Genomic DNA, 24,228 nt, shown 5'->3' on the forward strand with positions numbered 1-24,228 from the left:
GTTGAATGCATGGATGGCTAGATAAATTAGTCATTTTTTATTGATAAATGACTCTTTTCTTAACTTGCGTATATATCTTTCTTGGACACTATTAAGTTCGATCCTAAACTCACGCACCTTATCAATTGACCAACTAGAAGGCTCTAGCCAGAATTGAGATTTATATTGGCAGATTTCAGCAAATTCTTCGTCAATATGACGCATTGGGATTGCTGCAGCAGCCCACAGTTTTACGAGCTTTTCTTCATCATTACGTTGAGTACCTACACCTTTTTCAAGTCTCGAGTAGTAAAGTTGTGTTTCATTAAGAGCTTCATTTACCGCCTTTAGAGCAGCATCGCCTATTTCCCTGTATTCTTTACTCATTGCTGCGACCTTTTTTGGCAAAGCCTCTAGCAGTTTCACAATATAATTAGCCATTGAATTTCTCTTGTATTAAATTAGGAAAACTCGAACAAAGAATTAAAAGCTTACTTATGTTAACAAGCGATCTCAGGTTGCGCAATTCACTTCCTCCTACGGTAACCATTTACGTCAAAAACTACACCAGCACTTTAAATTGGCACCATTCAAGTTTTAAGTGATTTCCCATTTTCCTACATTTTTTTCAGCATCTGTCTGATACCACTATCCTTCTCAGAAACTATGATTTAAATGCTAAAAATTTAAATTAATGAGGAGGCTGTATGTCATCGTTCGTTTTATATCTTATCGGTTTTGCTATTTTGATTGGTGGCATCGCATGGGCGTTGGTTGAGGCAGGCGTGCCGCATTTGTACATCGTGATTGCTTCTGTGATTCTCACAGGTGTCGGCATATTAAAAGCGGTGTCACATACCAGAGCCAAGGATATTTCCCGGAACTAAGCAGACTAGTAGGTATTCAATCTGGATACTGTTGATAAACTTCCGAAGTAGATGCAATGAACAATTTTAATAAAACTGATTTGAAGTTAGACGGGCTAGAGATTAATGGCCTGTATCTTGAAGATGTGTTTTCGGTGTGGGAGCATTTTGATAAAAACGCGAATAAGTACTTTACCGTTTTTATGATTAATAACTCCCGCATCACGGTGCCAGCGACTGAAGCGAATGCAGCATTAATGTACGAGAGCGGCCATCCTGTTTCTGAGTTTGTAGTCAATGATGGCGTTGTGGATGAGCTTGAAGTTGCGACCAAAGCTAACTGAGTCAATTGGGCAAGTGTAATTTAAATTGGACTAGGCTATTTTTATTGTGGGTGATAAGAGAGTCCAACTTTATCAGTCAACCTGTGTCAGCTCATGCTCTTTTGATGATTTAGCCAAACGCAAAAAATAAGCTACCTGCTCCACCCATTGCAACCGCTGCAACGGCGTTAAAGCCATAAAAGCCCGCAAGCGTTCTTCACTGACATGGTAAGTTCTGTCGGCTGGATTAAAGGGCGCATTCATAGTGATTTTATTTTCTCTAAATGTTCAATATCACTGAGGTCTATCGGGCGGGCGGCAGCACGTTTCATAGCAATTAAATCATCCACGCAAGCGACCGCGACTGTTACCTCACCCAAGTTAAATTGCACAGCGCGAGTATGCATCTCGTGAAAGTCTAAAGGTGGAAACAACAGAATATCAATCGTCACCCCCGCCAGGTCTGGTGTGCGTAATGCAAATGCCAGCATGTTTTTTTCAGTGTGCCATTGACGCAATAACGCGAGATTTGTCAGGCTTTCTAAAGGCACAGGAGCAACAGGCGTTAATTGCAGCGATTTTGCACATTGCAGCAAGCCTTCAAGGTTCTCTGGCTGCATGGCGACTGTGATATCCACATCCATGGTTGCTCGCTCAACGCCATGCAATGAAACAGCTAATCCACCGATTAACAGATAATCGACATCAAATTTTTTCAGCGCGTCAAACAGGTCTAAATAAAACATAGCTGAAGTTTAAAGCAGGTGGCTGAAAAAAAGAATTGCTTTTAATTGCACGCTCTTTACTTCGTTAAATCATCGGGGTCAGGTCTTGCAATCTAGCACAAGCAAAACGTCAGCCCCTTCCTTTCTTGAGTTTGCAAAATCATATCGCCATGTGCGCTTGAGAGGCTAATGTGTTGACAGTTGCCCTTTAAGAGATATACTTAAAATATATATTTTTGAGGGCTGGTCATGAAAACTGCCAAATTATTTCAAAACGGCCAAAGCCAAGCGGTTCGATTACCCAAGGAGTTTCGTTTCGAAGGCGATGAAGTCATTATCAAGCGTTCAGGTAATGCGGTGATTTTGTTGCCTGCTAACCATTCGTGGGATGTGTTATTGAGCAGCCTGGATAAGTTTAGCGACGATTTTATGGATGATCGTGCACAACCCGTGCCACAAGAGCGTGAGGACTTGTTTTAATGAGGCTCATGCTGGACACGAATATCTGCATTGCTTTGATTAAGCAAAAGCCTGCTGGTGTACTTAAAAGATTTAATGATTTTCAGGTGGGTGATATTTGTATTTCAAGCGTCACCTTGGCCGAGTTACGTTACGGCGTTGCTAAAAGTCAGTTTCAGGAAAAAAATCAGGCTGCTTTAGATGACTTTATTTTGCCTTTAGAAATTACGGTATTTGATGAGTCTGCGGCAAACTATTATGGTGCTTTACGCGCAAGCCTCGAAAGAAAAGGCACGCCCATCGGGGCGATGGATTTGATGATCGGTGCGCACGCGCTTAGTCAAAACCTCACGATGGTGACTAATAATGTCAGGGAGTTTAATCGCATCCCTAATTTGGTTGTTGTTGACTGGTTTAATGATTAAACCTATTCCTCAGTTTTAACTCTCAAATATAATCAAGCCAATACTTATATAGGTCATTTTTTCATGCGAACCGAAAACGCTGTTGCACCCAAAACCATTTACCTCAAAGACTACACCCCAGCGCCATATCTGGCGACGCAGGTGAATTTGAGTTTTAACCTGTTGCCGGGCAAAACCATTGTCACGTCTATCGTTAAATATGTGAAAAACTCAGCGGGTGCTTCTCATGATTTGGTGCTGGATGGTGAAGATCAGACCATTTTGTCAGTCACAAAAAATGGTCAGCCATTAAGCGATTACACCGTGGCTGATGGGCAAATGACCATAGCCAATCCGGGTGATGCATTCACGCTCACCATCGTCAGCGAGATTGATCCGGCAGCGAATACGGCGCTGGAAGGGTTGTATCAATCGCAAGGCACGTATTGCACGCAGTGCGAGGCGGAAGGTTTCAGACGCATTACCTATTACCAGGACCGCCCGGATGTGTTGAGTGTGTTTACAGTGCGCATTGAGGCGGATGCCAAGGCTTATCCGGTATTGCTTTCAAACGGCAATTTACAGGATGCGGGTAAGTTGACGGATGGCCGTCATTACACGGTCTGGCATGACCCTTTCCCTAAACCATGTTATTTGTTTGCGCTGGTGGCGGGCGATTTGGAGCGCGTGGCGGATACGTTTACGACAATGACTGGCCGCAAGGTGGATTTGCATATTTATGTGCGATCAGGCGATGAAAGTCAATGTAGCCATGCCATGGAATCACTGAAAAAGTCCATGAAGTGGGATGAAGAAGTGTATGGCCGCGAATATCAGCTGGAACTGTTTAATATTGTCGCAGTGAGCGATTTTAATATGGGGGCGATGGAAAACACCTCGCTCAATGTGTTTAATACCGCGCTGGTGCTGGCGCATCAGGAAACCGCGACTGATAGCGATTTTATGAGCGTGGAAGGCGTGATCGGCCACGAGTATTTCCACAACTGGACCGGTAACCGCGTGACTTGCCGTGACTGGTTTCAACTCTCGCTTAAAGAAGGCTTTACTGTGTTCCGCGACCAGGAGTTTAGTGCTGACTTGAACTCGCGCGCGGTGTTGCGCATTGACGATGTGAACGGCTTGCGCCGCTTGCAGTTCCCCGAAGATGGCAGCCCGCTGGCGCATTCGGTACAGCCTGACCAGTTTATCGAGATCAGCAACTTTTACACCAAGACCATTTACGACAAAGGTGCCGAGTTAATTCGCATGCAGCATACTTTGCTGGGCGCGGAGACTTTCCGTAAAGCCACCGATTTGTATTTTGACCGCTATGACGGCCATGCCGTGACTTGCGATGACTTTGTGCAATGTATGGCCGATGCGTCTGGCCGTGACATGTCGCAGTTCTTCCGCTGGTACAAACAGGCAGGCACACCGACACTGCAAGTCAGCAGTCAGTATGACGCCGTACAGCAAAGTTATACGCTGACCTTCAAGCAGTCACAACCGGATACACCAGGGCAAACCGACAAGCAGCCGCTGCATATTCCAGTGGCGCTAGGCTTGCTGGATGCCGATGGTAAAGAAATTCTGCCAACCCGGGTGCTGGAAGTGACCGCACGTGAGCAAACATTCACTTTCAATGGCATTAGCGCTAAACCTGTGCCTTCTATTTTGCGTGGCTTCTCTGCGCCAGTGAAGCTCGAAACCGATTTAAGCGACGATGACCTGCGTTTGCTGCAAGTGCATGACACCGATGGCTTTAATAAATGGGAAGCGGGCCAGACCTTGGCTTTGCGTACTATCCAGCGTGTGATGGCTGATCCGGCAGCAGACATTTCACAGTTTGTGGCGGATGTAGGCACCTTGATTGAACAAGGCCTGGCAGGCAAGGGTGATAAAGCCTTGTTGGCGCGTGCATTGAGTTTGCCTATGATAGGCGTGATTGGTCAGCATTTGCCGGTGATTGATCCTGCCGCGATTGATGCAGCGCGCACGGCTGTGCTCAAGCAAATCAAAAGCACACATAAAGAAGCGCTCGCAGCTTTGTATGATGCCAACGCGAACACCGGCGCTTTCTCCATTACGCCAGAAACCATGGGCCGCAGAGCCTTGCAGCATGCTGTGCTGGAGATTCTCACTGTGACCAATGGCACCGGCTGCGCAGCACGCTCAAAAGCGCATTACGATGCCGCAGATAATATGACCGATCGCGTGACCGCATTGGCATGCTTGTCAGATAGCAGCCAGCCGCAACGTGCCGAGGTATTTGCTGACTTTTATGCGCGCTTCAAGAACTATCCACTAGTGGTCGATAAGTGGTTCTCGCTGCAGGCGATTGCTAACCGTGAACAGATTTTTGACGATCTCGCTATGTTGCGTAGCTATCCTGATTTCAATATCAAAAACCCTAACCGCGTACGTTCTTTATATTCGGCATTTGCGATTAATAACCCGGTGAAGTTCCATGATGTTAGCGGCAAAGGCTATGCGTTCTTGCGCGATGTGATTATTGAGCTGAATACCATCAACCCACAAATCGCCGCACGCATGGTGACGCCGTTGCGTGAGTGGAAGCGCTACACCCCTCAATTGCAGGCGCATATGAAAGCCGCACTGGAAGCCATTCTCGCCACGCCGAGTTTGTCTGGAGATGTGTTTGAGATCGTGAGCAAGAGTTTAAATGCCTAATTGGATATTAATGTGCTTGGCTTGTGTTGATTACGTGTTATCCGTTTGTCCGTGAGTGCTAAGCCGGATGATTCGGCTGTAGTTATATGAGACGAAGGCGTCAGTGAAGCGGCGCCTTCGTTTTCGAGTTGATCGATTTCTATCTACTAGAAATTTAGTGTAATTGAAAAACAAATCATCTTAATTGTTGGCGTTGGCTATCAGTTTCTCCAATACACGTTCCATTTTCACTTTACCTTTCCTGATTTCTGTTCCATGTGGGCTAAACTCAATCCAACCTTGGTTAAACCCATTAAGCATTTGAATTCGAGGCAGAGGATTCTTCATTCCTTGAGAGGTGAACAAAATGAACCAGATATCTTGGGGTACAGATTCAGCATTGACCGTTTTTCCTAGTGTTTTCGTAAAGGCGGCCGCGATATCATTGGGGCTTATACGGACTTCCGTTTCTAGATTGATAATGCGAATACCTTGCCAATCTTCCTGTAGCAATTCCGCTGCGGTCTGACCTACATCTGCTGTGGCAATCATGGGGAAAGGTTTGTCCAGTGGTTGCAGGAAGGAATAGATCACCCCCTTCTCAAGAGCTGATGCAATATCCCAGTTTGAATTCTCCATAAACCAGGCCGCACGCAAGAATGCGATTGGCATGTCGAGTGTACTCAATTCATGTTCAAGCATACCAAGCTGATTGAGCAGGTTTGGATTCTTACTGTCGGCACCTATGGTCGATAAACATACCACTTTAGGTGGGTTGGCTCTCGCAAGCGCCTCCCGGATGACTTTGATTGTCTGTCTGGCTTCAGTAAATCCCGCAGACGGGTCAAATGTTGGGGGGAGCATAATGAAAACGCCTTCAGTGCCAGTAAAGGCTTTGGTTAGTGCGGTAGCATCATTCATATCTGCAATGAAAATGTGGCTCCCCGGCTTTTCCCAGTGTTTTGCCTTATCAGCATTACGCACAACCGCACGTATTTGTTTTTCGTTTGCCATTAGGTTTCGGGCTACTTCCCCACCCACTTGCCCCGTAATTCCAGTAATCGCGAACATAACATTCTCCTTAATAATTGCGACGTTTGTCGTCATGTGTGAAATTCTCTACTCTTTAACTAAGTTATGCGATAGCATGAGTGTCATTTTATATATGACAAAAAGGCATTAATTGTGGCGTTTGATGAGAAACTGCTAAATGGTATAAGCGTCCTTTCAGCCATTATTGATAGCGGCTCTTTTGCTGGCGCAGGTGATATATTGGATATGTCACAATCTGGCGTCAGTAGGGCCGTGGCAAGACTTGAGGCTCGGTTAGGCGTGCGTATGTTTGATCGTACTACGCGCTCTGTGAGTCTGACGGATGAAGGGCGCCGATTTTACGAGCAAATCCTGCCGTTACTGACAAAAATGGAAGAGGTCACAACATCTCTCGCTACAGACAAGGTCGAAGTGCGAGGGCGTTTGCGAGTAACGGTTGACCCCTTTTTCTCTAGACTTGTATTGGGTCCGCAATTAGGTGCATTCATTGCACAGCATCCCGGACTACATCTAGAAATCATGACAAGACATCAGCTTGGTGACATGGTGGCTGATGGTTTTGATCTGGCGTTACGCTTTGGTAATCCCCGTACATCCAGCTTAATTGCCAGCAAGTTGTTCGATACCAACATCCTTACCGTTGCTTCGCCCGCTTACATTCAGCGCCATGGGCGACCGCAAACGCCGCAGGATTTGGTTGCTCACGCCTGCATTCAATTCAGAGATCCTGAAACTGGTAGGCCATTCGAGTGGGAGTTTCATACAGCAAAAGAGAAAGTGGTGATTCCAGTCAGTGGACCGATTACTGTAAATGATGCAGGGACGCTTCATAGCGTTTGCCTGGCAGGCGTTGCGATCGCCCAAACGATGAGTTTTGGAATCAGCGAATTGTTGGCCGAGGGGCGGTTGGTTAACTTGTTTCCGGATTGGTCAGAAGAGCAATTTCCTCTGTATGCGCTCTATCCAAGTAGGGCGCATATGCCCTTGAAAACAAGTGTATTTCTTGATTTTGTGCGAGGTTTGAAAGGCTAAACTGATTTGCAGAGTGAGATGGGCTGCTGCGTATTGATCTTGTCTAAACCACAGAGATGACGTTATTTCCCCATCGCTTCACCGAGGCGAATCGGTTTGCCCGCATGCCAGCTATCATTAAAGGCGAGCACGTCTTTTTCAAACAGCATCACCACCGTAGAGCCTAGCAGGAAGCGGCCCATTTCTTCGCCTTGCTTCAGGCTGATGTTGCGGTCGCTGTAGTCCCAATGCACCACTTTGCCTGGGCGTGGCGGGTTGATAATGCGGTCTTTAGCATCGTGCCAAACAGTGGCCATGCTCCCAACAATCGTTGCGCCAACCAGTACTAATACAAACTTGCCATGCTGGGCAGATTCAAAGGTACACACGACACGCTCGTTGCGCGCAAACAGGCCGGGCACATTGGTCGCGGTGAGTGGATTCACTGAGAATAAGTCGCCTGGCACATAAGTCATACTCAGTAGCTTGCCATCGCAAGGCATATGAATGCGGTGATAGTCTTTGGGGCTCAGATACAAGCAGGCAAAGCTGCCGCTATCGAAATTAGCCGCTAGTGTCGTATCGCCGCCGACGAGTGTCTGCGCTGTGTAATGATGCCCTTTGGCCTGGAAGATCTGGCCGTTTTCAATCTTGCCAAACTGGCTGATGGCACCATCGACCGGGCAGACAAACGCATTATTCGCTAAAGGTCTTGCGCCTGGTTTGAGTGGGCGGGTGAAGAACAGGTTGAAGGTCGCGTAGCTGCCAATATCGCCATTGAGCGCTTCTTCCATATTGACGTGGTATTTGTTGACAAACCAGCCGATAAACGCCGTGGTCAGGCGTCCAGCTTGCCAGTGCGCCAGTTTGCCGGCGGCGGCCGTCAGTAATTGTTTGGGGGCGATGTATTGCAGCAGAATGGCGAGTTTCACTTTTGTCCTTCTTCTCTTGTATCCCTTATTGGGCGGCTCTCACTTTGTTGCAAGAATCCGTTTTTATCATGTCTTTATTAGTGTGATTTTACAAATAAAAAAGCACAGGCGATATATCAGCCTGTGCTTTTTGCCTACCGTTGTTTAATTAAACAGAGTTCAGCTTGGTTGAATTCCAAAAATTAGTTCTTAGATTGATCAACCAGTTTGTTTTTCGCAATCCAAGGCATCATGGCGCGCAATTTGTTACCGACTTGCTCGATTGGGTGAGCAGCGTTCAAACGACGGCGTGCAGTCATTTCTGGGTAGTTTGTACGGCCTTCCAGGATGAACTGTTTAGCGTAGTTACCGTTCTGGATGTTAGCCAGGCACTGACGCATTGCGTCTTTAGACTGGCTGTTGATCACTTGTGGGCCTGTCACGTACTCACCGTACTCCGCGTTGTTGGAGATGGAGTAGTTCATGTTGGCAATGCCGCCTTCGTACATCAGGTCAACAATCAGTTTCAGTTCGTGCAAGCACTCGAAGTAGGCCATTTCTGGCGCGTAACCAGCTTCAACCAATGTTTCGAAACCAGCTTTAACCAACTCAACCGCGCCACCACACAGCACAGCTTGTTCACCGAACAAGTCAGTTTCTGTTTCTTCACGGAAGTCAGTCTCGATCACGCCACCTTTGGTGCCGCCGTTAGCTGCTGCGTATGACAATGCGATGTCTTTCGCTTTGCCAGAAACGTTTTGGTAAACAGCGATCAGTGAAGGTACGCCGCCGCCTTTGAGGTATTCGGAGCGCACGGTGTGGCCTGGGCCTTTAGGCGCGATCATGATCACGTCCAGATCGGCGCGTGGCACGATTTGGTTGTAGTGAATGTTAAAGCCGTGGGCAAATGCCAACGCTGCGCCTTTTTTCAGGTTAGGTGCGATTTCGGCATTGAAGATTTCTGCCATGGTTTCGTCTGGCAGCAATACCATCACAACGTCAGCTTCTTTCACTGCGGCTGCGATTTCTAAAGTCGTGTGGCCAGCGCCTTCGGCTTTTGCCCATGAGCCGCCGCCTTTACGCAAACCGATAGTGACGTTCACACCGCTGTCACGCAGGTTGGCTGCGTGTGCATGGCCTTGTGAACCGTAGCCCACGATAGTCACTTTTTTGCCTTTAATGATGCTTAAGTCGGCGTCTTTGTCGTAATAAACGTTCATGTCTGCTTTTGCCTTTCAATACAAATGCTTAGGTAATAGGTGGAAATACTGTCGATTAAACTTTGAGGATGCGGTCGCCACGACCAATGCCGGACGCGCCGGTACGCACGGTTTCCAGAATCGCGCTGCGGTCTATGGCTTCAATAAATGCATCCAGTTTGCTGCAAGAGCCGGTAAGCTCAATGGTGTAACTATTGTCGGCCACATCGATAATACGGCCGCGGAAAATGTCGCACATACGCTTCATTTCGTCTTTATGGACGCCGGTGGCTTTGACCTTGACCAGCATCAGTTCGCGCTCAATGTGCTTGCCATCGTTGAGGTCCAGCACTTTGACCACGTCAATCAACTTGTTGAGTTGCTTGATAATTTGTTCAATCACATCATCGGAGCCAGTCGTTACAATAGTCATGCGTGACAGGGTAGGGTCTTCGGTGACCGCCACGGTGAGTGATTCAATGTTGTAACCGCGCGCAGAAAACAGGCCTGCCACGCGTGACAGGGCGCCTGCTTCGTTTTCCATCAGCAGTGAAATAATATGGCGCATTATTCTTCCCCTTTCAGACGGCTGGCGGTGCGTGGGCTCAATACCATTTCGGAGAGGCCCTTGCCGTTTTCAACCATCGGGAAGACGTTTTCGGCTTGGTCAGTTAAGAAGTTCATAAACACAAACTTGTCTTTTTTATCAAATGCTTCTTTGAGCGCGCCTTCTACATCGGCAGGGTTGGTAATGTTCATGCCCACATGGCCATAAGACTCGGCCAGTTTGACGAAGTCTGGCAGGCTGTCCATGTAAGACTCGGAGTAGCGGTTCTCATAGAAGAACTCTTGCCACTGACGCACCATGCCCAGGTAACGGTTATTGAGCAGGATGACTTTGATCGGCAAGCCGTATTGCGCACAGGTTGACAGCTCCTGGATATTCATCTGGATGCTGCCTTCACCGGTGATACAGGCCACTTGCGCATTTTTATCCGCAAACTGGCAGCCCATGGCGTAGGGCAAGCCCACGCCCATGGTGCCCAGGCCGCCAGAGTTAATCCAGCGACGTGGTTTGTCGAATTTGTAGTATTGCGCAGCCCACATCTGGTGCTGGCCCACGTCAGAAGTTACATAGGCTTCGCCTTTGGTCACTTCCCACAGTTTTTGCACCACGTATTGTGGTTTGATCACGGTGTCTGAATAGGCGTAATCCAGTGACTGGATGCCACGCCATTCGTTAATCTGCGTCCACCAGTCAGCGGTATCCGTGGTCTGGTTTTCTTCCTGTGACAGGATTTCATTCATGTCAGCTAATACAGACTGCACATCGCCCACAATCGGCACATCAACCTTCACGCGTTTGGAAATGCTGGAAGGATCGACGTCGATATGAATAATGGTACGTTTCTGGCCGGAGAAGTGTTTTGGGTTGCCAATCACGCGGTCGTCAAAGCGTGCGCCTACCGCCAGCAACACGTCACAGTGCTGCATGGCCATGTTGGCTTCATAGGTGCCGTGCATGCCCAGCATGCCGACAAACTGTCGGTCAGTGGCTGGATAACCACCCAAGCCCATCAGGGTGTTGGTCACCGGGAAGTTGAGTGCCTTGGCCAGTTTAACCAGCTCAGCTGCGCCATTACCCAATACCAAGCCGCCGCCGGTGTAAATCATCGGGCGTTTGGCACCCAGCAGTAACTTGACTGCTTTTTTGATCTGGCCGCTATGGCCTTTCAAAATTGGGTTGTAAGAACGCATTTCTACCGTTTTTGGGTAGATAAAGTCTGCCACGTGCGCCGTGATGTCTTTAGGAATGTCGACCACGACTGGGCCTGGACGGCCGGTTTTGGCAATGAAGAATGCTTTCTTGATGGTAGGCGCAATGTCTTTGACATGCTTGACCAGGAAGTTGTGTTTTACACAGGGGCGAGTGACACCCACCATGTCCACTTCCTGGAAGGCGTCCATGCCAATGGCCGGTACAGGTACCTGACCACTGATGACCACCATAGGGATGGAGTCCATATAAGCCGTGGCAATCCCAGTCACCGCATTGGTGGCGCCTGGGCCGCTGGTGACCAAGGCGACGCCCACATCACCTGTTGCACGTGAATAAGCATCTGCCGCGTGTACGGCTGCCTGTTCGTGGCGCACCAGAATGTGCTTGAAGCCATTCTGTTTGTAGAGTGCGTCGTAAATGTGCAAGACCGCACCGCCTGGATAGCCAAAGACGAATTTGACTTTTTCCTCATTCAGGCAGGAGACAACGATGTCCGCACCTGTCATGGATTTGGCGTGGGTGTCTGTCGCGGAGTGGGCTGAAGCGTCCATAAAACCTTGATTTTTCGGCTAATAATTGTTGAACCCTATACATTAGCTTGCTTTACTAATTTGGTCAAGATTGTCGATCAATCGGGCGGGTTGATATCTCTGGGATGTTGGGTGTATGCCTAATAGCAGGAAAGGCTTTGCTGGTGATTGCAAACAATAGTTGACATCATAAATGAGAAACATTATCATTTGCATAAACGATTAAATGAAAGTCATTGCAATGCAAGTTGATTACGCAGCGCCAGCCAGTCATTTGTTTGATCCAGATTTGCCAACGGCTAGTGCGGTGTTGGTTTCACTGAGTTGTGTGGCCACGCGCTATGCGGTGAATCCTTCTGAGGACCTGGCTTTGTTGGGTTGTAGTCTGGCGCAGACGCTGACCGCGCCTGAATATGCGGAAAGCGGGTTGATTCAATCCGCAGCCAAACAGTTGTTGCAGGATTGGCAGGCTTTGCTGCAGGCACACCAGGAGTTTGCGATGCAGCAGGCGGTGACAGATTTTGTGCCGCAGCCAGCCACCCTGCAGTAACAAGCGGCTGACGATACATTTAAAAGATAGTAATAAAAGATAAATCAAGAAAGGCTATAGATTCATGGCAAGAACCACAGGACCCAGACTGAAGATTATGCGTGCATTGGGCGTTGAGCTGCCCGGATTGTCACGTAAGTCGATTGAAAATCGCCCTAATCCACCAGGTCAGCATGGGCAGCAGGCGTCACGCCGCCGCCGTTCTGACTTTGCGGTCAAGCTGGTTGAAAAGCAGAAGATTCGTTTTAACTACGGTGTGAGCGAAAAGCAGATGCGTCGCCTGATCTTGGAAGCGCGTAAAGGCAGCGAGCCAACGGGTGAAAAGTTGATGTCTTTGCTGGAGCGCCGTTTGGATAACGTGGTGTTTCGTGCGGGTTTTGCGCCTACAGGCATTGCCGCGCGTCAACTGGTGAACCATGGCCATGTGCTGCTCAACGGTAAATCAGCCAACATTGCCTCTATTCGTTTGCAAATTGGGGATGTGGTGACGGTGAAAGAAAAGAGCCGCAAAATCCCAATGGTGGTCGATGCCATGGCAACGCCTAGCCTGACGATTCCTGAGTGGTTGTCGGTAGAAACAGCGTCTGCAAGCGCAAAAATCGGTCATTTGCCGTCTATTGAAGATGTGCCGTTCCCGATTGATGTGCAGCAAGTGGTTGAGTATTACTCTAACCGTGTTTAATTTCACTGGCGGTCCTGATGCATCAGGGCTGTTGGTAAAGCATTTGAGCAATGCTCCTAACCCCAACATGTCATTGCTCAAATTAGGCGTGATTATTCATGCGCCAAATTACCCCTGGTAAGGGTGTTCCTTGAAATCCTATGCCGCGATGCTTTTGCATATAAGTCGGCCTTTTTTTGACTGGATTATAAAGCATGACGAATCGCTTGCAATCATCGTTAGGTGAGGCGCAGAATGCGACCGGTATCACATCGCAGCGGGTGCCGACGATAGAAGCCGGGCAATTGTTGGGCGAAGCCGGCGTATTGGCGATTGTGCATGGTGGTGAGACTTACAGGTTGACCCGCACCAAGCAAAATAAATTACTGCTGACCAAGTGCCCAGGATATTCGGTGTCAGAATGTGTTCAGCAAGATCAATAGAGGTTTTTGCGTGAGATGTATGTGTAATGCAGGCAACCATCGTGTTGCCTTTTGTGGTTTTATCAGAGGAGTGTGCTAATGGTGCAACGTGAGTCCTTGCGTGGGATATCGTTAAAGCCTGAGCGCAGCCAGGTGTCGCAGATGCCTGAGCTTAGCCTGCATCGTCGGCAGTTGGGCGAGTTGGCCGGTATTTTTCGCTGGTCTGTGCTGGCTGCTGAAGACTGGTTATTGCGAGAGCAGCGTCAGGGTTGGCATGGTCTCGGTATGCTGGCTGTGGTGGCGTTGCATGCCGCAGTGATTGCCTGGTTGGTGTTACATGAAGAGCCGCAGATTATTGAGCCTAAACCTGAGCCAATGACAGTCTCCCTGATCACCTTGCCGGCTAAGAAAGAAGAAGCGCCTGCGCCGGAGCTGGTGCCTATCATCAAACAGCAACCCGTGGTCAAGCCAGTGGCGAAGCCCAAGGACACCCCCAAGCCTATAGAGCGTCCGGCCCCGGTGGTGGAGCGTATTGTAGAAACCACGCCGGACCAGCCGCGGTTTGAAGCCAGCACACAGCCATCGGCGCCGCCATTAGAGGCGCCTGTGGCTGCTGCGCCGAGCAAGGCTGCGCCAGTCGCCGCCGCGCCGCCTAAACAAGAGGTTGAGGAAAAAGAGGAGCCGCCAAAATTCGGGGTGGCTTACCTGAATAATCCGCGACCAGAGTATCCTAGATTGTCTCAGCGTGCGGGCGAAGAGGGTAAAGTGCTGATGAATGTACTGGTTTCTGTTGAGGGTCGTCCGGAATCCGTAGAAGTGATTAATAGCAGTGGTTTTGAGCGCTTGGATAAAGCGGCGGTGGCGGCGGTGAAACAGTGGCGTTTTGTGCCCGCACGCAAAGGTCAAAAAGCCATCAGTGCTTATGTGCATGTACCATTGTCATTCTCGCTGACGCAAGAATAGTCAGTTTGCGGGATAAGTAAGTTTAAAGTGAAAGGGAATTTTTGATGCAATCAACAAGTGGTTTGGCTTTTATCACCGAAGGCGGTGTGGTGTCGGTTTTGGTGGCGCTGATTTTACTGACCATGTCAGTATTGAGCTGGTACTTTATCCTGGTGAAATCCTGGCAAGTGTTTAAGCGCAAGCGCGATGTGTCTGCCTATGTGCGCCAGTTCTGGCGTAAGGCCACCTTGCAGGAGGCATTGCAAGAGGCGCAGTTGCAGTCACCAGCGTTCCGTCTGGCGCTGACTGCGGTTGAATCTACTCAGCACCATCAGCAATATGCCAGCCAGTCATTAGGCGCGGCTTGCAGCCAGGATGAGTTTATTGCGCGTCAATTGCGCCGCACACTGTCGCAAGAGCAGGCCGCGTTGGAGAGTGGTTTGTCCGTGTTGGCCTCTGTCGGTAGCGTAGCGCCATTTGTTGGTTTGTTCGGTACGGTGTGGGGCATTTACCATGCGCTGACAGCCATTGGCCAATCAGGCGTTGCGACCATTGATAAAGTGGCCGGCCCTGTCGGTGAAGCGTTGATCATGACGGCGATTGGCCTGGCGGTGGCGATTCCTGCCGTGCTGGCGTATAACGCGTTTATCAAGGCTAACCGCAGTGTGATGGCTGAGCTGGAAAGTTTTGCCCAAGATCTGCATACCTTGTTGACGACAGGTGCACCGCTGGTGATTAAAGCCGGTGGCAAACCAGCCAATGTCACAGAGCTGCACGCCAAAGTGGCAACCAAAGGTGGCAATGTATGATGGGCCAAAATCCATTCAGTGCGGGTGAGCACACCCAGCCCATGAGTGAAATCAACACCACGCCATTGGTGGATGTGATGCTGGTGTTGCTGGTGATTTTTATTATCACGGCACCTTTGCTCACGCATGCGGTGAAGATTGACCTGCCGCAAGCGACCTCGCAACCATTGGAAGAAAAGCCGGAAGTCATTGACCTCGCGGTCGATGTGGATGGCAAGATTTTCTGGAATGACACTGAAATCCAGTCTGCTGACCTGGCTACCCGCATGTCCGAAGAGGCTGGCAAACAACAGCAGCCAGAACTGCAGATTCGTGCTGACAAAAATACACGTTATCAGGTGTTGGCCGAAGTGTTGGCGAAAGCACAGACGGCTGGCATGAAAAAAGTGGGTTTTGTTAGCCAGCCGCAACCGTAAGCACACCGCTAGAGTTTTTATATGACGCAGTCCTCTATCCGAACCTGGGCATGGGTGCATAAATGGTCCAGCCTGGTATGCACGGTATTTATGCTGTTGCTGTGCCTGACCGGGCTGCCATTGATCTTTCACCATGAAATTGGTGACTGGTTAGGCAACCATATCGCAACGCCCGAGATTGCGCATCAAGGGCCGATGGCCAGTATGGATGCCATGCTTGCTGCGGCCAAAACCAAACAGCCCGGCATGGTGCCTTTGTATATGTACCGTGAAGAGGATGAGCCGCTGCAATGGGTCATCAGCATGGCTAAAACGGTAGATGCCGAGAGCGGGTTCAGGCAAGTGGTGCTGGACGCACGCACGGCACAAGTGCTGGGTGAGCCGCCGGTAGAAGAAGGCTTTATGTACATCATGTTCAAGCTGCATGTGGATTTGTTTGCCGGTTTGCCGGGCATGTTGTTTCTGGGCTTGATGGGCTTTTTGCTGGTGATCGCGATTGTGTCGGGTGTGGTGCTGTATGCGCCGTTTATGCGCAAGCTGGCATTTGGCGAGATTCGCCGTCAGCGTGGCAAAAAACTCAAGCGGCTGGATATTCATAACTTCCTCGGTATTGTGACCTTAAGCTGGGCGCTGGTGGTCGCTGCGACGGGGGTGATTAACGCCTGGTCTGATTTGCTGGTGAAATATTGGCAGTTTGACCAGATGTCGCAAATGATTGCGCCTTACAAAAATCTGCCGCCGCCGGAGAAATTTGCCTCATTGCAGGCTTCTGTACAGGTCGCGCAACAAACCGAACCCGACATGCAATTGGGCTTTATTGCCTTCCCCGGCACGGCTTATGCCAGCCCACATCATTTCGGTATTTTTATGCGTGGCGATTCACCCATCACCAAGCGCCTGTTTAAACCTGTGCTGGTTGATGCACGTACGGCCACCTTGACCGATAGCCGTGACTTACCTTGGTACCTGGTGGCCTTGCTGATTTCGCAGCCACTGCATTTTGGGGATTATGGTGGCACCACTTTGAAATGGTTATGGGCGGTGCTGGATGTGATTACGATTATTGTATTGTGGACCGGTTTGATGCTGTGGTGGAAAAAACGGCACCAGTATGTGCCGGATATCCGTTCAAGAATTACGCTAAGCGAGGCTTATTGAAAAACAAAGCCTACTAAAGCGACACTGATCAAACGAGTGAAGCCTATGAAACGCAGTTTTTCTGTGGAGGTTGAGCAATATGGTGACGCACTTATTTATGCCTAATAAACAACTCTCCCAAATTTTTTTCTGGCCCTTGCTCATCGCCGTGATTTCATTGGCCGGGCTGATTTTTGCCCTGGTCTATGACGATGCGCGTGAGTGGCTGGCGAATGCCGCCATTGGCATCCCTGTGCTGGTCGCTATCTTTTTCTATTGGCTACAGCCACTCATCATCCGTCGTTAAATGGCTGGCGGCTTGCTTTTGCGCAAGCGCTGTCATGACGCCCTGACTTTTCATAAAGACCTCTTGAACCTGCTGTCGGCAAGCATCAAATCATTATTGTAAATAATAATGATTATCATATAGAATATCATTAATTGCTGTGATGGTCTGTCGCAGTGTCTGCAAGCGCTGTGTGAATAAAAACAATACGCAGTGTATTGCTTCATGAACAATAGGAGAAGTTGCATGAACGAGAACGAAAAGTTGCAATCCGTGGGCGAGGAAGCCATTGCTTTTAAAGGGTTGTTTAAATCTGTGCAGTTGGCGACGACCAATGCCCAGGGCATCCCTGAGGCGAGTTATGCCGCATTTGTTGAGCGCGATAACAAGTTTTATATCTACGTGAGTGAGTTGGCGACGCATTGCGCTAATCTGCGTGAAACTGGCCGTTGTTCAGCCATGTTTATCGAGAGTGAAAAAGACGCTGGCCACCTGTTTGCCAGAAAACGCCTGGTGTTCAAATGTGACACGCAAGAAGTGGCTAGAAACACGCCCAAGTTTGATGAAGTGATGGCTTTGTTCTATGACAAGTTTGGCAAGTTCATGGATGCGATTGGCAAACTGACCGATTTTCATATGGTGGAATTAACGCCTACCCATGGTAGTTATGTGGCTGGGTTTGCTAAGGCCTACCATCTCAATGGCCAGGATTTGCTGCAAATCACACACCGTAATGACCAAGGCCATGCTGCGCCAGACCAGGCCAGCCAGCAAAAACTGGACGAATTGGCTTAAGCCTGAGAGATGCCGTCATGAGTCACACGAGTGCGTTTATCCGTCAGCAATTTGTCATTGAGCGCCAGTCGGGCAAGGCGCGCCATCGCGATATTGCAGAAAAGCTGCAGATTTCTGAAGGCGAGCTGATTGCTGCGCATGTGGGTGCCGGACATGAGGAGCCCTTGATGCGTGCGACCCGCCTGCAGCCTGTGTGGCCAACGTTAATCAAGTCGCTGGAGCCATTGGGCGAGGTGATGGCTTTAACGCGTAATCTTTCATGTGTGCATGAAAAAACCGGCGTCTATACCAATGTGAGTGATAGCAATCACGTAGGGCTGGTGCTGGGCGCAGAGATTGATTTGCGTGCGTTTTATGGGCAATGGGCACATGGTTTTGCCGTGTCAGAAAGCGGCGAAAACAGCATTCAACAGAGTTTGCAGTTTTTTGATGCCACTGGCACCGCGATTCATAAAGTCTTTATCAAACCGCAAAGTCATGTGGCAGCCTATGAGGCTTTTGTGGCGCAGTTTGCGGATGCAGACCAGCAGCCCGGATTGGTGCCCCTGCCAGCCGCCACGCCAGTTGCCGAGCAAGCTGATGACAGTATTGATGTCGATGGTTTTCAGGCGGCATGGGCAGCGTTGCAGGATACGCATGATTTTTTTGCCTTGTTAAAAAAGTTTGGTGTGTCACGCCTGCAGAGCATGCGCCTCGGCGAAGCGCGTTTTGTGCAGCAAATCAATCCCGCCAGCGCCCGTCAGTTGCTGGAAACGGCTGCCAGTGACAACGTCGCCATCATGATCTTTGTCGGTAATCCGGGCATGATCCAGATTCACTCTGGCCCAGTGAAAAAGATTGCGGTGATGGGCCCGTGGCTCAATGTGCTGGATCCCGGTTTTAACCTGCATTTGCGTGAAGACCATATTGCCAGTGCGTGGATTGTGCGTAAGCCAACCGTCGATGGCTTGGTGACTTCACTGGAGCTGTTTGACCAGCATGGCGAGGTGATTGCCATGTTTTTTGGTGAGCGCAAACCTGGCAAACCAGAGCTTGCTACATGGCGGATCTTGGTTGAAGGTCTGCTCAATGATAATGCGTTATGTCTGAGTTAAATATGTCATTTTTAAATATGTCCCAAGACGATCTGGCAATCATACCCGCTCGCCGTCAATTTTTGTTGCAGGCGGGCGCGCTGGCTGCCAGTGTTTGCCTGCCGCAAAGCCTGTGGGCAGCGGATAAAAAGTCTGCACGCCGTATCGTCAGTATCGGTGGTGCACTGACGGAGATTATTTATGCCTTGGGTGCCAGTCAGGAGCTGGCGGGGGTAGATACCACTTCGCTGTATCCGGAGGCGGCAACCAAGCTACCGAGTGTGGGCTATGCGCGCACTTTGTCCAGTGAAGGCATTCTGGCATTGGCGCCCAATCATGTCATCGCGACTGAAGATGCCGGACCGCCTGCGGTGCTGCGTCAGATCAGTGCTGCGGGCGTGCCGGTCACTATTTTGGCCGCGAATGATAAATTTGAAGGCGTGCTGGATCGCGTGGCTCGACTAGGCACTTTAATTGACCGCCCAACACAGGCAACACAACTGGTCGAGAAAATGAAAGCGGACTGGCAGCGTGCACGTGAGCCTATCCTGGCCCGTAAATCGCCTGCGCCACGTGTGCTCTTTATTCTCTCGCATAGCCCGGGTCAGGTCATGGTGGGCGGCAAGGGCAGCAGCGCGGAAGCCATGCTGCATTATGTGGGTGCACAAAATGCCGTGCAGGGTTTTGATGGCTTCAAGCCATTGACGCCGGAAGCCGTGATTGCGGCCCAGCCGGATGTGGTGTTATTTACTGACCAGGGCTTGAGCATTGTCGGCGGGATTGATGGCGTATTGAAACTGCCGGGCGTGGCGCAAACCCCTGCGGGGCAAAAGCGTCGCGTCGCTTCGTTAGAAGCCATGTTTATGCTGGGCTTTGGCCCGCGCATGCCACAAGCACTGACTGCGCTGGACAACGCATTGCTGAAAGTGATGAGTACATGAGTGCAACGGCAGGAGCGATATCCTTGACTTCGCGTTTCACCACCGGCCTGCTCAACAGGCCGGTCTGGTTTTTATGGATAGTGTTGCTGCTCTGTTTTTGGGTGGCGGCCTGGGCGGGTGCAGTGCCTGTCACTGCTGATGACTGGCGGGTGTTGTGGCGTCACGAAGAGCCGCTCACCAGTGGTGCCTATGTGCTGTGGAACCTGCGTTTGCCGCGTATTTTGTTTGCGGCTTTGGTGGGCGCGGTGCTTGGCTTGTCTGGTGCATTAACGCAAGGCCTGTTTCGTAACCCGCTGGCTGATCCTGGCTTGTTGGGTGTCACCAGTGGCGCCGCCTGTGCGGCGGCTTTGACCATTGTGGTGCTCGCGGGCAGCGGCATTGATATCCCAATTGCCTGGCGTTTTTGGGTGCTACCGCTGACGGCGTTTGCGGGTGCTGTGGGTGTGTGTTTGCTGCTGGATACGGTCGCCCGTTGGCTGACAGCAGATTCGATCGCCGGATTATTGCTGACCGGCATTGCGCTCAATGCGCTGGCTGCGGCCATCATTGGTTTGTGTACTTACCTGGCGACTGACGAACAATTACGCAGCCTGACCTTTTGGACGCTGGGCTCGCTGGCAGGTGGTAGCTGGTCGTTAGTGGCGGCATTGTCGTTGTTATTGCTGGCCGCGATCTGGTATGCGCGGCGACTGGTAGGCGCCATGAATGCCCTAGCGCTAGGCGAAGCCGCTGCCGCGCACGTGGGCATTCATGTCCGCCATCTGCGCCGCTGCGTGATTATTCTGGTCGCGCTGTTATGTGGCTTCTCAGTTGCCTGGTGCGGTGTGATCGGCTTTATTGGCCTGGTGGCACCGCATATTGTGCGGCTGGTCGTAGGGCCCGACCAGCGCCGTCTAGTGCCATTGGCCATGCTGGTCGGTGCCATCATTTTACTGGTCGCTGATACCACTGCCAGAATCGTCGCGATCCCGGCAGAAATCCCGGTGGGTATCTTTACCGCCTTGCTTGGTGCACCTTTCTTTCTGGCCTTGTTAACCAGCGTTAGAAAGGGCGGTTAGACATGCCTCACGCACAACAAGACACGCCCATGCTATCGCTAGACCGTGTCACGGTGAATCTCGGTCAACGCACATTTGGCCCCTTTTCACTTGCCATTCAACCCGGCGAGCGTGTCGCCGTATTGGGCCCCAGCGGGGCGGGCAAGTCGACCTTGCTTAAACTGCTTGCGCGAGAGTTAAGTCCGGCGAGTGGCCACGCCGATTTTTGCCAGCAACCACTCCAAGGCTGGTCACTGCCGGATTTAAGCCGCCGTCGTGCCATTTTGCCGCAGTCGCATGAAGTCGCATTCGGGTTGCCGGTAGACCTGGTCATTGGATTGGGCCGTGTGGCGCGCATGCATGATCCATCCCTGGCCTCCATTGTGCAGCAAGCGGCCGAGCAGGCCTGCGCCGCGCATCTACTGGGTCGCCGGTTTGATACCTTGTCAGGCGGTGAAAAAGCGCGCGTACAAATGGCGCGCGTGTTTGCCCAGCTATGGGACGTAGAGCAGGGCTTGTTGCTGGTCGATGAACCGTTGGCCGCGCTGGATCCCGGCTTGCAGTTCAGTTTGATGGAGGCGATTTATACGTTTGCCGCCAAGCGCGGTCACGCCATCCTGGCTATCTTGCATGATATTAATCAGGCCTTGCAAGGTTTTGAACGGCTGCTCTTTATCAAACATGGCGCCATGGTGGGTGACTATCAAACCCCACACGTCACTTTGCCATTGCTAGAGGCATTGTACGACGTTAACCTGGCCTGTGCCGTGACCGAAGCGGGCGAAATGATTGTCGCACCTAGTCTGAAACAGCGAATTTCTGCTTAAGGTGAAACGCTAATTTGATTTGTTTCCAACCGGATACAATTAAATATCCAGCATTTTGTTGATGAGTTAAATGATAATTGTTATCATTTAAGGCTTAGTGCAAGCCAACGAGTATGACTCCTGTAGCCAGCAATCAATTTACTGGAGCTTTGAATGTACTCGTTTTGTATTAATGCGATTTCGCTGGCCTTAATGCTGGCTTTCCCATTTGCTGCTGTGCAGGCAGAAGAATCTGCACAGGCGGATCAGGCGCAAACCATGACGGAGGTCAAGGTAAAAGCACAAAAAACCGCTGATATTCCTTCAGAAAAAACAAAGTCCTACACCATCCCTGCATCAACGACTGCGACCAAAATGAACCAGTCGCTCAAAGATACGCCGCAGTCTGTTTCTGTTGTGACCAGAACGCTGATGGATGATTTTCACTTGAATAACATCAACGATGTGTTGGATTACGCCACCGGCATCAAAGTTGAAAGAGTGGAGCCAAGCAGAAATTATTACACTGCACGTGGCTCTGATATTACTAACTTTCAGATTGATGGTATCGGTGTTCCATTTGCTTACGGGCTGGTATTTGGGGATATTGATACGGCCGTTTATGACAGGATTGAAGTGTTGCGTGGTGCGAATGGTTTGATGACCGGGGCAGGTAATCCTTCAGCAACAATTAACTTTATTCGTAAGCGCCCAACAGTCGATACACAAGCCAAAATATCGGCTGGCGTAGGGAGTTGGGATTATCGTAGATTGGATGCCGATGTTTCAGGCCGTTTAAATGAATCAGGCTCCGTGCGCGGTCGTTTAATCGCTGCTAGCCAGGAAGGTAACTCTTATCTGGATCGTTATTCTACTGAGCGGAATGTGCTCAGCGGTATTGTTGAAATGGATTTGTCTGAGCAAACTATGTTAACGGTTGGGCATACCTTCCAACAGCATAACGCTGATGGCGTCATGTGGGGCAGTTTGCCATTGTTATATTCTGATGGATCAAAGCGCCAATACTCACGTTCCGCATCAACGGCACCGGATTGGACCTTTTGGCATACCAAAAACAATGTCACTTTTGTTGAGTTGCAACATGCCTTTGATAATGAGTGGAAGCTCAAGGCGCAAGCCACTAGGCGAGAAACCAATGCGGTCTCTGAGTTGTTCTATATTTCAGGTACTCAAGATAGAACTAATGGGACTGGGTTGACCGGGTCGCCAGGCTTATATCGTGACACTATTAAAGAATATGTTGCGGATATTTACTTGAGTGGTCCGTTTGATTTAGGTGGTCGGACACACGAGATGGTGGTTGGAACGACATGGTCAAGAACGCGGTTGGCTGAAACTGAGGCAAGTGCATTAGATGTTGCTTTAAGTAGTTTCGATACTATAAGCAGTGTCGCAGAGCCTGCTTTCGTTCGTTCAGGTAATTTTGCTGCGATGCGGAATTTGCGACTGAATACATATGCAGCAGGTAAGTTTAATCTGACTGATGCGCTGAAGTTGACAGTTGGTGCCAATATGCTGACCTATAAATATAGTGGGGAAAGTTATGGTGCGTCGCAAGATGGCGATGCCAAAGATAAAGTGACGCCATATATCGGTGCCGTGTATGCGCTGGATGAGCAGCACTCGGTTTATGCTAGCTACACTGAGATCTACAACCCTCAGGTTGCCGTGGATGTAAATACAAAACAGATTTTGGCGCCACTGCAAGGCTCAAATCGTGAGGTTGGCTTAAAGAGTACATGGTTTAATGACAAGTTGAATACATCTGTTGCCTATTTCGATAACAAGCAAGAAAATTTTGCGCAAGGCACGGGTGTTTATCAGGGTCGGCAAGAGTTTTCTGAAGCGATTGATATCCGCACAAAAGGGTTTGAGTTCGATGTGTCGGGAGAAGTGGCTGATGGCTGGAGTGCAAATGCCGGTTTTACCCGCCTTATGAGTCTTAAAAATGATGATGGGCAAACTGCCAGAACCTATATCCCGCGTAATATGGCACATATTGCAACGACTTATAAAGTTGCTTCAGTGCAGGGTTTAAAGGTGGGGGCTAGCGTCAATTGGCAAGATGAGATTTATGTCAATATTGGTACCGTTAAATATACCCAGAAAGATTATGCTGTGCTGAATTTAATGTCGACCTATGATATTAATGCGCATTGGCAGGCTGCTGTAAATGTTAATAATGTCACTAATCAAAAATATTTGGCCAGCATGATGTGGGCTAACTATGGTCAAAGTTATTATGCGCCTGGCATGAATGGCTATGCGACACTGACATGGAAGTACTGAGTCAAACTAGCTGAGAGCTGTATATTCTTGAAAGCCCTGCCCCGTCGGCAGGGCTTTATTTTTTATTGGTATAAATAAATTAACGTGCCAGTCTATTGTTTTTAAAAATGAGAATTGTTATTATTATTGATTG

General features: G+C 49.7%; 28 protein-coding genes. 20 read left to right on the forward strand and 8 right to left on the reverse strand.

Going from position 1 to position 24,228, the window contains the following annotated elements; all coding sequences use genetic code 11:
* Nucleotides 1-30: 30 nt before the first annotated feature.
* Nucleotides 31-420 (reverse strand): hypothetical protein, encoded by a 390-nt coding sequence (locus INP78_RS06525; RefSeq protein WP_194741384.1) that lies wholly within the window; start codon nt 418-420, stop codon nt 31-33.
* A gap of 266 nt (nt 421-686) precedes the next feature.
* Here INP78_RS06525 and INP78_RS06530 point away from each other — a divergent pair, with 266 nt between their 5' ends.
* Together INP78_RS06530 and INP78_RS06535 are read left to right on the forward strand one after the other, a co-directional pair.
* Nucleotides 687-866 (forward strand): hypothetical protein, encoded by a 180-nt coding sequence (locus INP78_RS06530; protein WP_194741385.1) that lies wholly within the window; start codon nt 687-689, stop codon nt 864-866.
* A gap of 56 nt (nt 867-922) precedes the next feature.
* On the forward strand, nt 923-1,189 hold the full coding sequence (locus tag INP78_RS06535; protein ID WP_194741386.1) for a hypothetical protein: 267 nt from the start codon (nt 923-925) through the stop codon (nt 1,187-1,189).
* A 72-nt stretch (nt 1,190-1,261) separates the two neighbouring features.
* On the opposite strand, the gene INP78_RS06540 is transcribed toward INP78_RS06535, so the two are convergent.
* Both INP78_RS06540 and INP78_RS06545 read right to left on the reverse strand, forming a co-directional pair.
* Nucleotides 1,262-1,432, reverse strand: coding sequence for a hypothetical protein (locus INP78_RS06540; RefSeq protein WP_194741387.1), 171 nt, complete (start codon nt 1,430-1,432; stop codon nt 1,262-1,264).
* Nucleotides 1,429-1,914, reverse strand: coding sequence for a nucleotidyl transferase AbiEii/AbiGii toxin family protein (locus tag INP78_RS06545; protein ID WP_194741388.1), 486 nt, complete (start codon nt 1,912-1,914; stop codon nt 1,429-1,431). The genes INP78_RS06540 and INP78_RS06545 overlap by 4 nt, the downstream gene beginning before the upstream one ends.
* A gap of 228 nt (nt 1,915-2,142) precedes the next feature.
* On the opposite strand from INP78_RS06545, the gene INP78_RS06550 reads away from it, so the two are divergent.
* From INP78_RS06550 to pepN, 3 genes are all read left to right on the forward strand, one after another.
* On the forward strand, nt 2,143-2,373 hold the full coding sequence (locus tag INP78_RS06550) for an antitoxin (protein WP_194741389.1): 231 nt from the start codon (nt 2,143-2,145) through the stop codon (nt 2,371-2,373).
* 8 nt (nt 2,374-2,381) lie between these two features.
* Nucleotides 2,382-2,777 (forward strand): type II toxin-antitoxin system VapC family toxin, encoded by a 396-nt coding sequence (locus tag INP78_RS06555; protein WP_228522707.1) that lies wholly within the window; start codon nt 2,382-2,384, stop codon nt 2,775-2,777.
* Nucleotides 2,778-2,840: 63 nt separating this feature from the next.
* Complete coding sequence (gene pepN / locus INP78_RS06560; protein WP_194741391.1) at nt 2,841-5,447, forward strand: aminopeptidase N; 2,607 nt, start codon at nt 2,841-2,843, stop codon at nt 5,445-5,447.
* 180 nt (nt 5,448-5,627) lie between these two features.
* Here pepN and INP78_RS06565 read toward each other — a convergent pair whose 3' ends face one another.
* Nucleotides 5,628-6,533, reverse strand: a complete 906-nt coding sequence (locus INP78_RS06565) for an NmrA family NAD(P)-binding protein (RefSeq protein ID WP_228522708.1) — start codon at nt 6,531-6,533, stop codon at nt 5,628-5,630.
* Between the two features lie 78 nt (nt 6,534-6,611).
* Here INP78_RS06565 and INP78_RS06570 point away from each other — a divergent pair, with 78 nt between their 5' ends.
* Nucleotides 6,612-7,511: a LysR family transcriptional regulator gene (locus INP78_RS06570; protein WP_194741392.1), complete on the forward strand. Its 900-nt coding sequence runs from the start codon at nt 6,612-6,614 to the stop codon at nt 7,509-7,511.
* 62 nt (nt 7,512-7,573) lie between these two features.
* On the opposite strand, the gene asd is transcribed toward INP78_RS06570, so the two are convergent.
* The 4 genes from asd to ilvB form a co-directional block, all read right to left on the reverse strand.
* Entirely contained in the window at nt 7,574-8,422 is an 849-nt protein-coding gene (gene asd / locus INP78_RS06575; protein WP_194741393.1) for an archaetidylserine decarboxylase, read from the reverse strand.
* Nucleotides 8,423-8,604: 182 nt separating this feature from the next.
* Entirely contained in the window at nt 8,605-9,621 is a 1,017-nt protein-coding gene (gene ilvC / locus INP78_RS06580; RefSeq protein WP_194741394.1) for a ketol-acid reductoisomerase, read from the reverse strand.
* A gap of 55 nt (nt 9,622-9,676) precedes the next feature.
* Nucleotides 9,677-10,168, reverse strand: coding sequence for an acetolactate synthase small subunit (ilvN, locus tag INP78_RS06585; RefSeq protein WP_018987330.1), 492 nt, complete (start codon nt 10,166-10,168; stop codon nt 9,677-9,679).
* Nucleotides 10,168-11,931: a biosynthetic-type acetolactate synthase large subunit gene (ilvB, locus tag INP78_RS06590; RefSeq protein ID WP_194741395.1), complete on the reverse strand. Its 1,764-nt coding sequence runs from the start codon at nt 11,929-11,931 to the stop codon at nt 10,168-10,170. The genes ilvN and ilvB overlap by 1 nt, the downstream gene beginning before the upstream one ends.
* A gap of 205 nt (nt 11,932-12,136) precedes the next feature.
* On the opposite strand from ilvB, the gene INP78_RS06595 reads away from it, so the two are divergent.
* The 14 genes from INP78_RS06595 (at nt 12,137) to INP78_RS06660 (ending at nt 24,095) form a co-directional block, all read left to right on the forward strand.
* Nucleotides 12,137-12,460 (forward strand): hypothetical protein, encoded by a 324-nt coding sequence (locus INP78_RS06595; RefSeq protein ID WP_194741396.1) that lies wholly within the window; start codon nt 12,137-12,139, stop codon nt 12,458-12,460.
* A gap of 64 nt (nt 12,461-12,524) precedes the next feature.
* Nucleotides 12,525-13,142 (forward strand): 30S ribosomal protein S4, encoded by a 618-nt coding sequence (gene rpsD, locus INP78_RS06600; protein WP_194741397.1) that lies wholly within the window; start codon nt 12,525-12,527, stop codon nt 13,140-13,142.
* Between the two features lie 194 nt (nt 13,143-13,336).
* On the forward strand, nt 13,337-13,564 hold the full coding sequence (hemP, locus tag INP78_RS06605; protein WP_194741398.1) for a hemin uptake protein HemP: 228 nt from the start codon (nt 13,337-13,339) through the stop codon (nt 13,562-13,564).
* A gap of 78 nt (nt 13,565-13,642) precedes the next feature.
* The gene (locus tag INP78_RS06610; RefSeq protein WP_194741399.1) at nt 13,643-14,506 is read left to right on the forward strand and encodes an energy transducer TonB; all 864 of its coding nucleotides are present in this window, start codon (nt 13,643-13,645) and stop codon (nt 14,504-14,506) included.
* Between the two features lie 44 nt (nt 14,507-14,550).
* Nucleotides 14,551-15,294, forward strand: coding sequence for a MotA/TolQ/ExbB proton channel family protein (locus INP78_RS06615; protein ID WP_194741400.1), 744 nt, complete (start codon nt 14,551-14,553; stop codon nt 15,292-15,294).
* Nucleotides 15,294-15,710, forward strand: coding sequence for a biopolymer transporter ExbD (locus INP78_RS06620; RefSeq protein WP_194741730.1), 417 nt, complete (start codon nt 15,294-15,296; stop codon nt 15,708-15,710). Before INP78_RS06615 ends, INP78_RS06620 begins: the two co-directional genes overlap by 1 nt.
* A gap of 21 nt (nt 15,711-15,731) precedes the next feature.
* Complete coding sequence (locus INP78_RS06625) at nt 15,732-16,868, forward strand: PepSY domain-containing protein (protein WP_194741401.1); 1,137 nt, start codon at nt 15,732-15,734, stop codon at nt 16,866-16,868.
* A 79-nt stretch (nt 16,869-16,947) separates the two neighbouring features.
* Nucleotides 16,948-17,154 (forward strand): hypothetical protein, encoded by a 207-nt coding sequence (locus INP78_RS06630; RefSeq protein ID WP_194741402.1) that lies wholly within the window; start codon nt 16,948-16,950, stop codon nt 17,152-17,154.
* A 225-nt stretch (nt 17,155-17,379) separates the two neighbouring features.
* Nucleotides 17,380-17,928 (forward strand): HugZ family protein, encoded by a 549-nt coding sequence (locus INP78_RS06635; protein ID WP_194741403.1) that lies wholly within the window; start codon nt 17,380-17,382, stop codon nt 17,926-17,928.
* Nucleotides 17,929-17,945: 17 nt separating this feature from the next.
* Nucleotides 17,946-19,022: a hemin-degrading factor gene (locus INP78_RS06640; RefSeq protein WP_194741404.1), complete on the forward strand. Its 1,077-nt coding sequence runs from the start codon at nt 17,946-17,948 to the stop codon at nt 19,020-19,022.
* A gap of 2 nt (nt 19,023-19,024) precedes the next feature.
* Nucleotides 19,025-19,942 (forward strand): hemin ABC transporter substrate-binding protein, encoded by a 918-nt coding sequence (locus INP78_RS06645; protein WP_228522709.1) that lies wholly within the window; start codon nt 19,025-19,027, stop codon nt 19,940-19,942.
* A 23-nt stretch (nt 19,943-19,965) separates the two neighbouring features.
* Complete coding sequence (locus tag INP78_RS06650; RefSeq protein ID WP_228522710.1) at nt 19,966-21,000, forward strand: iron ABC transporter permease; 1,035 nt, start codon at nt 19,966-19,968, stop codon at nt 20,998-21,000.
* 2 nt (nt 21,001-21,002) lie between these two features.
* A complete protein-coding gene (locus INP78_RS06655; RefSeq protein WP_194741406.1) occupies nt 21,003-21,806 on the forward strand; it encodes an ATP-binding cassette domain-containing protein in 804 nt (267 codons plus the stop codon).
* Between the two features lie 153 nt (nt 21,807-21,959).
* The gene (locus INP78_RS06660; protein WP_194741407.1) at nt 21,960-24,095 is read left to right on the forward strand and encodes a TonB-dependent siderophore receptor; all 2,136 of its coding nucleotides are present in this window, start codon (nt 21,960-21,962) and stop codon (nt 24,093-24,095) included.
* The last annotated feature ends 133 nt before the right edge of the window (nt 24,096-24,228 follow it).

Source organism: Methylophilus sp. 14 (assembly GCF_015354345.1).
GTDB lineage: Bacteria > Pseudomonadota > Gammaproteobacteria > Burkholderiales > Methylophilaceae > Methylophilus.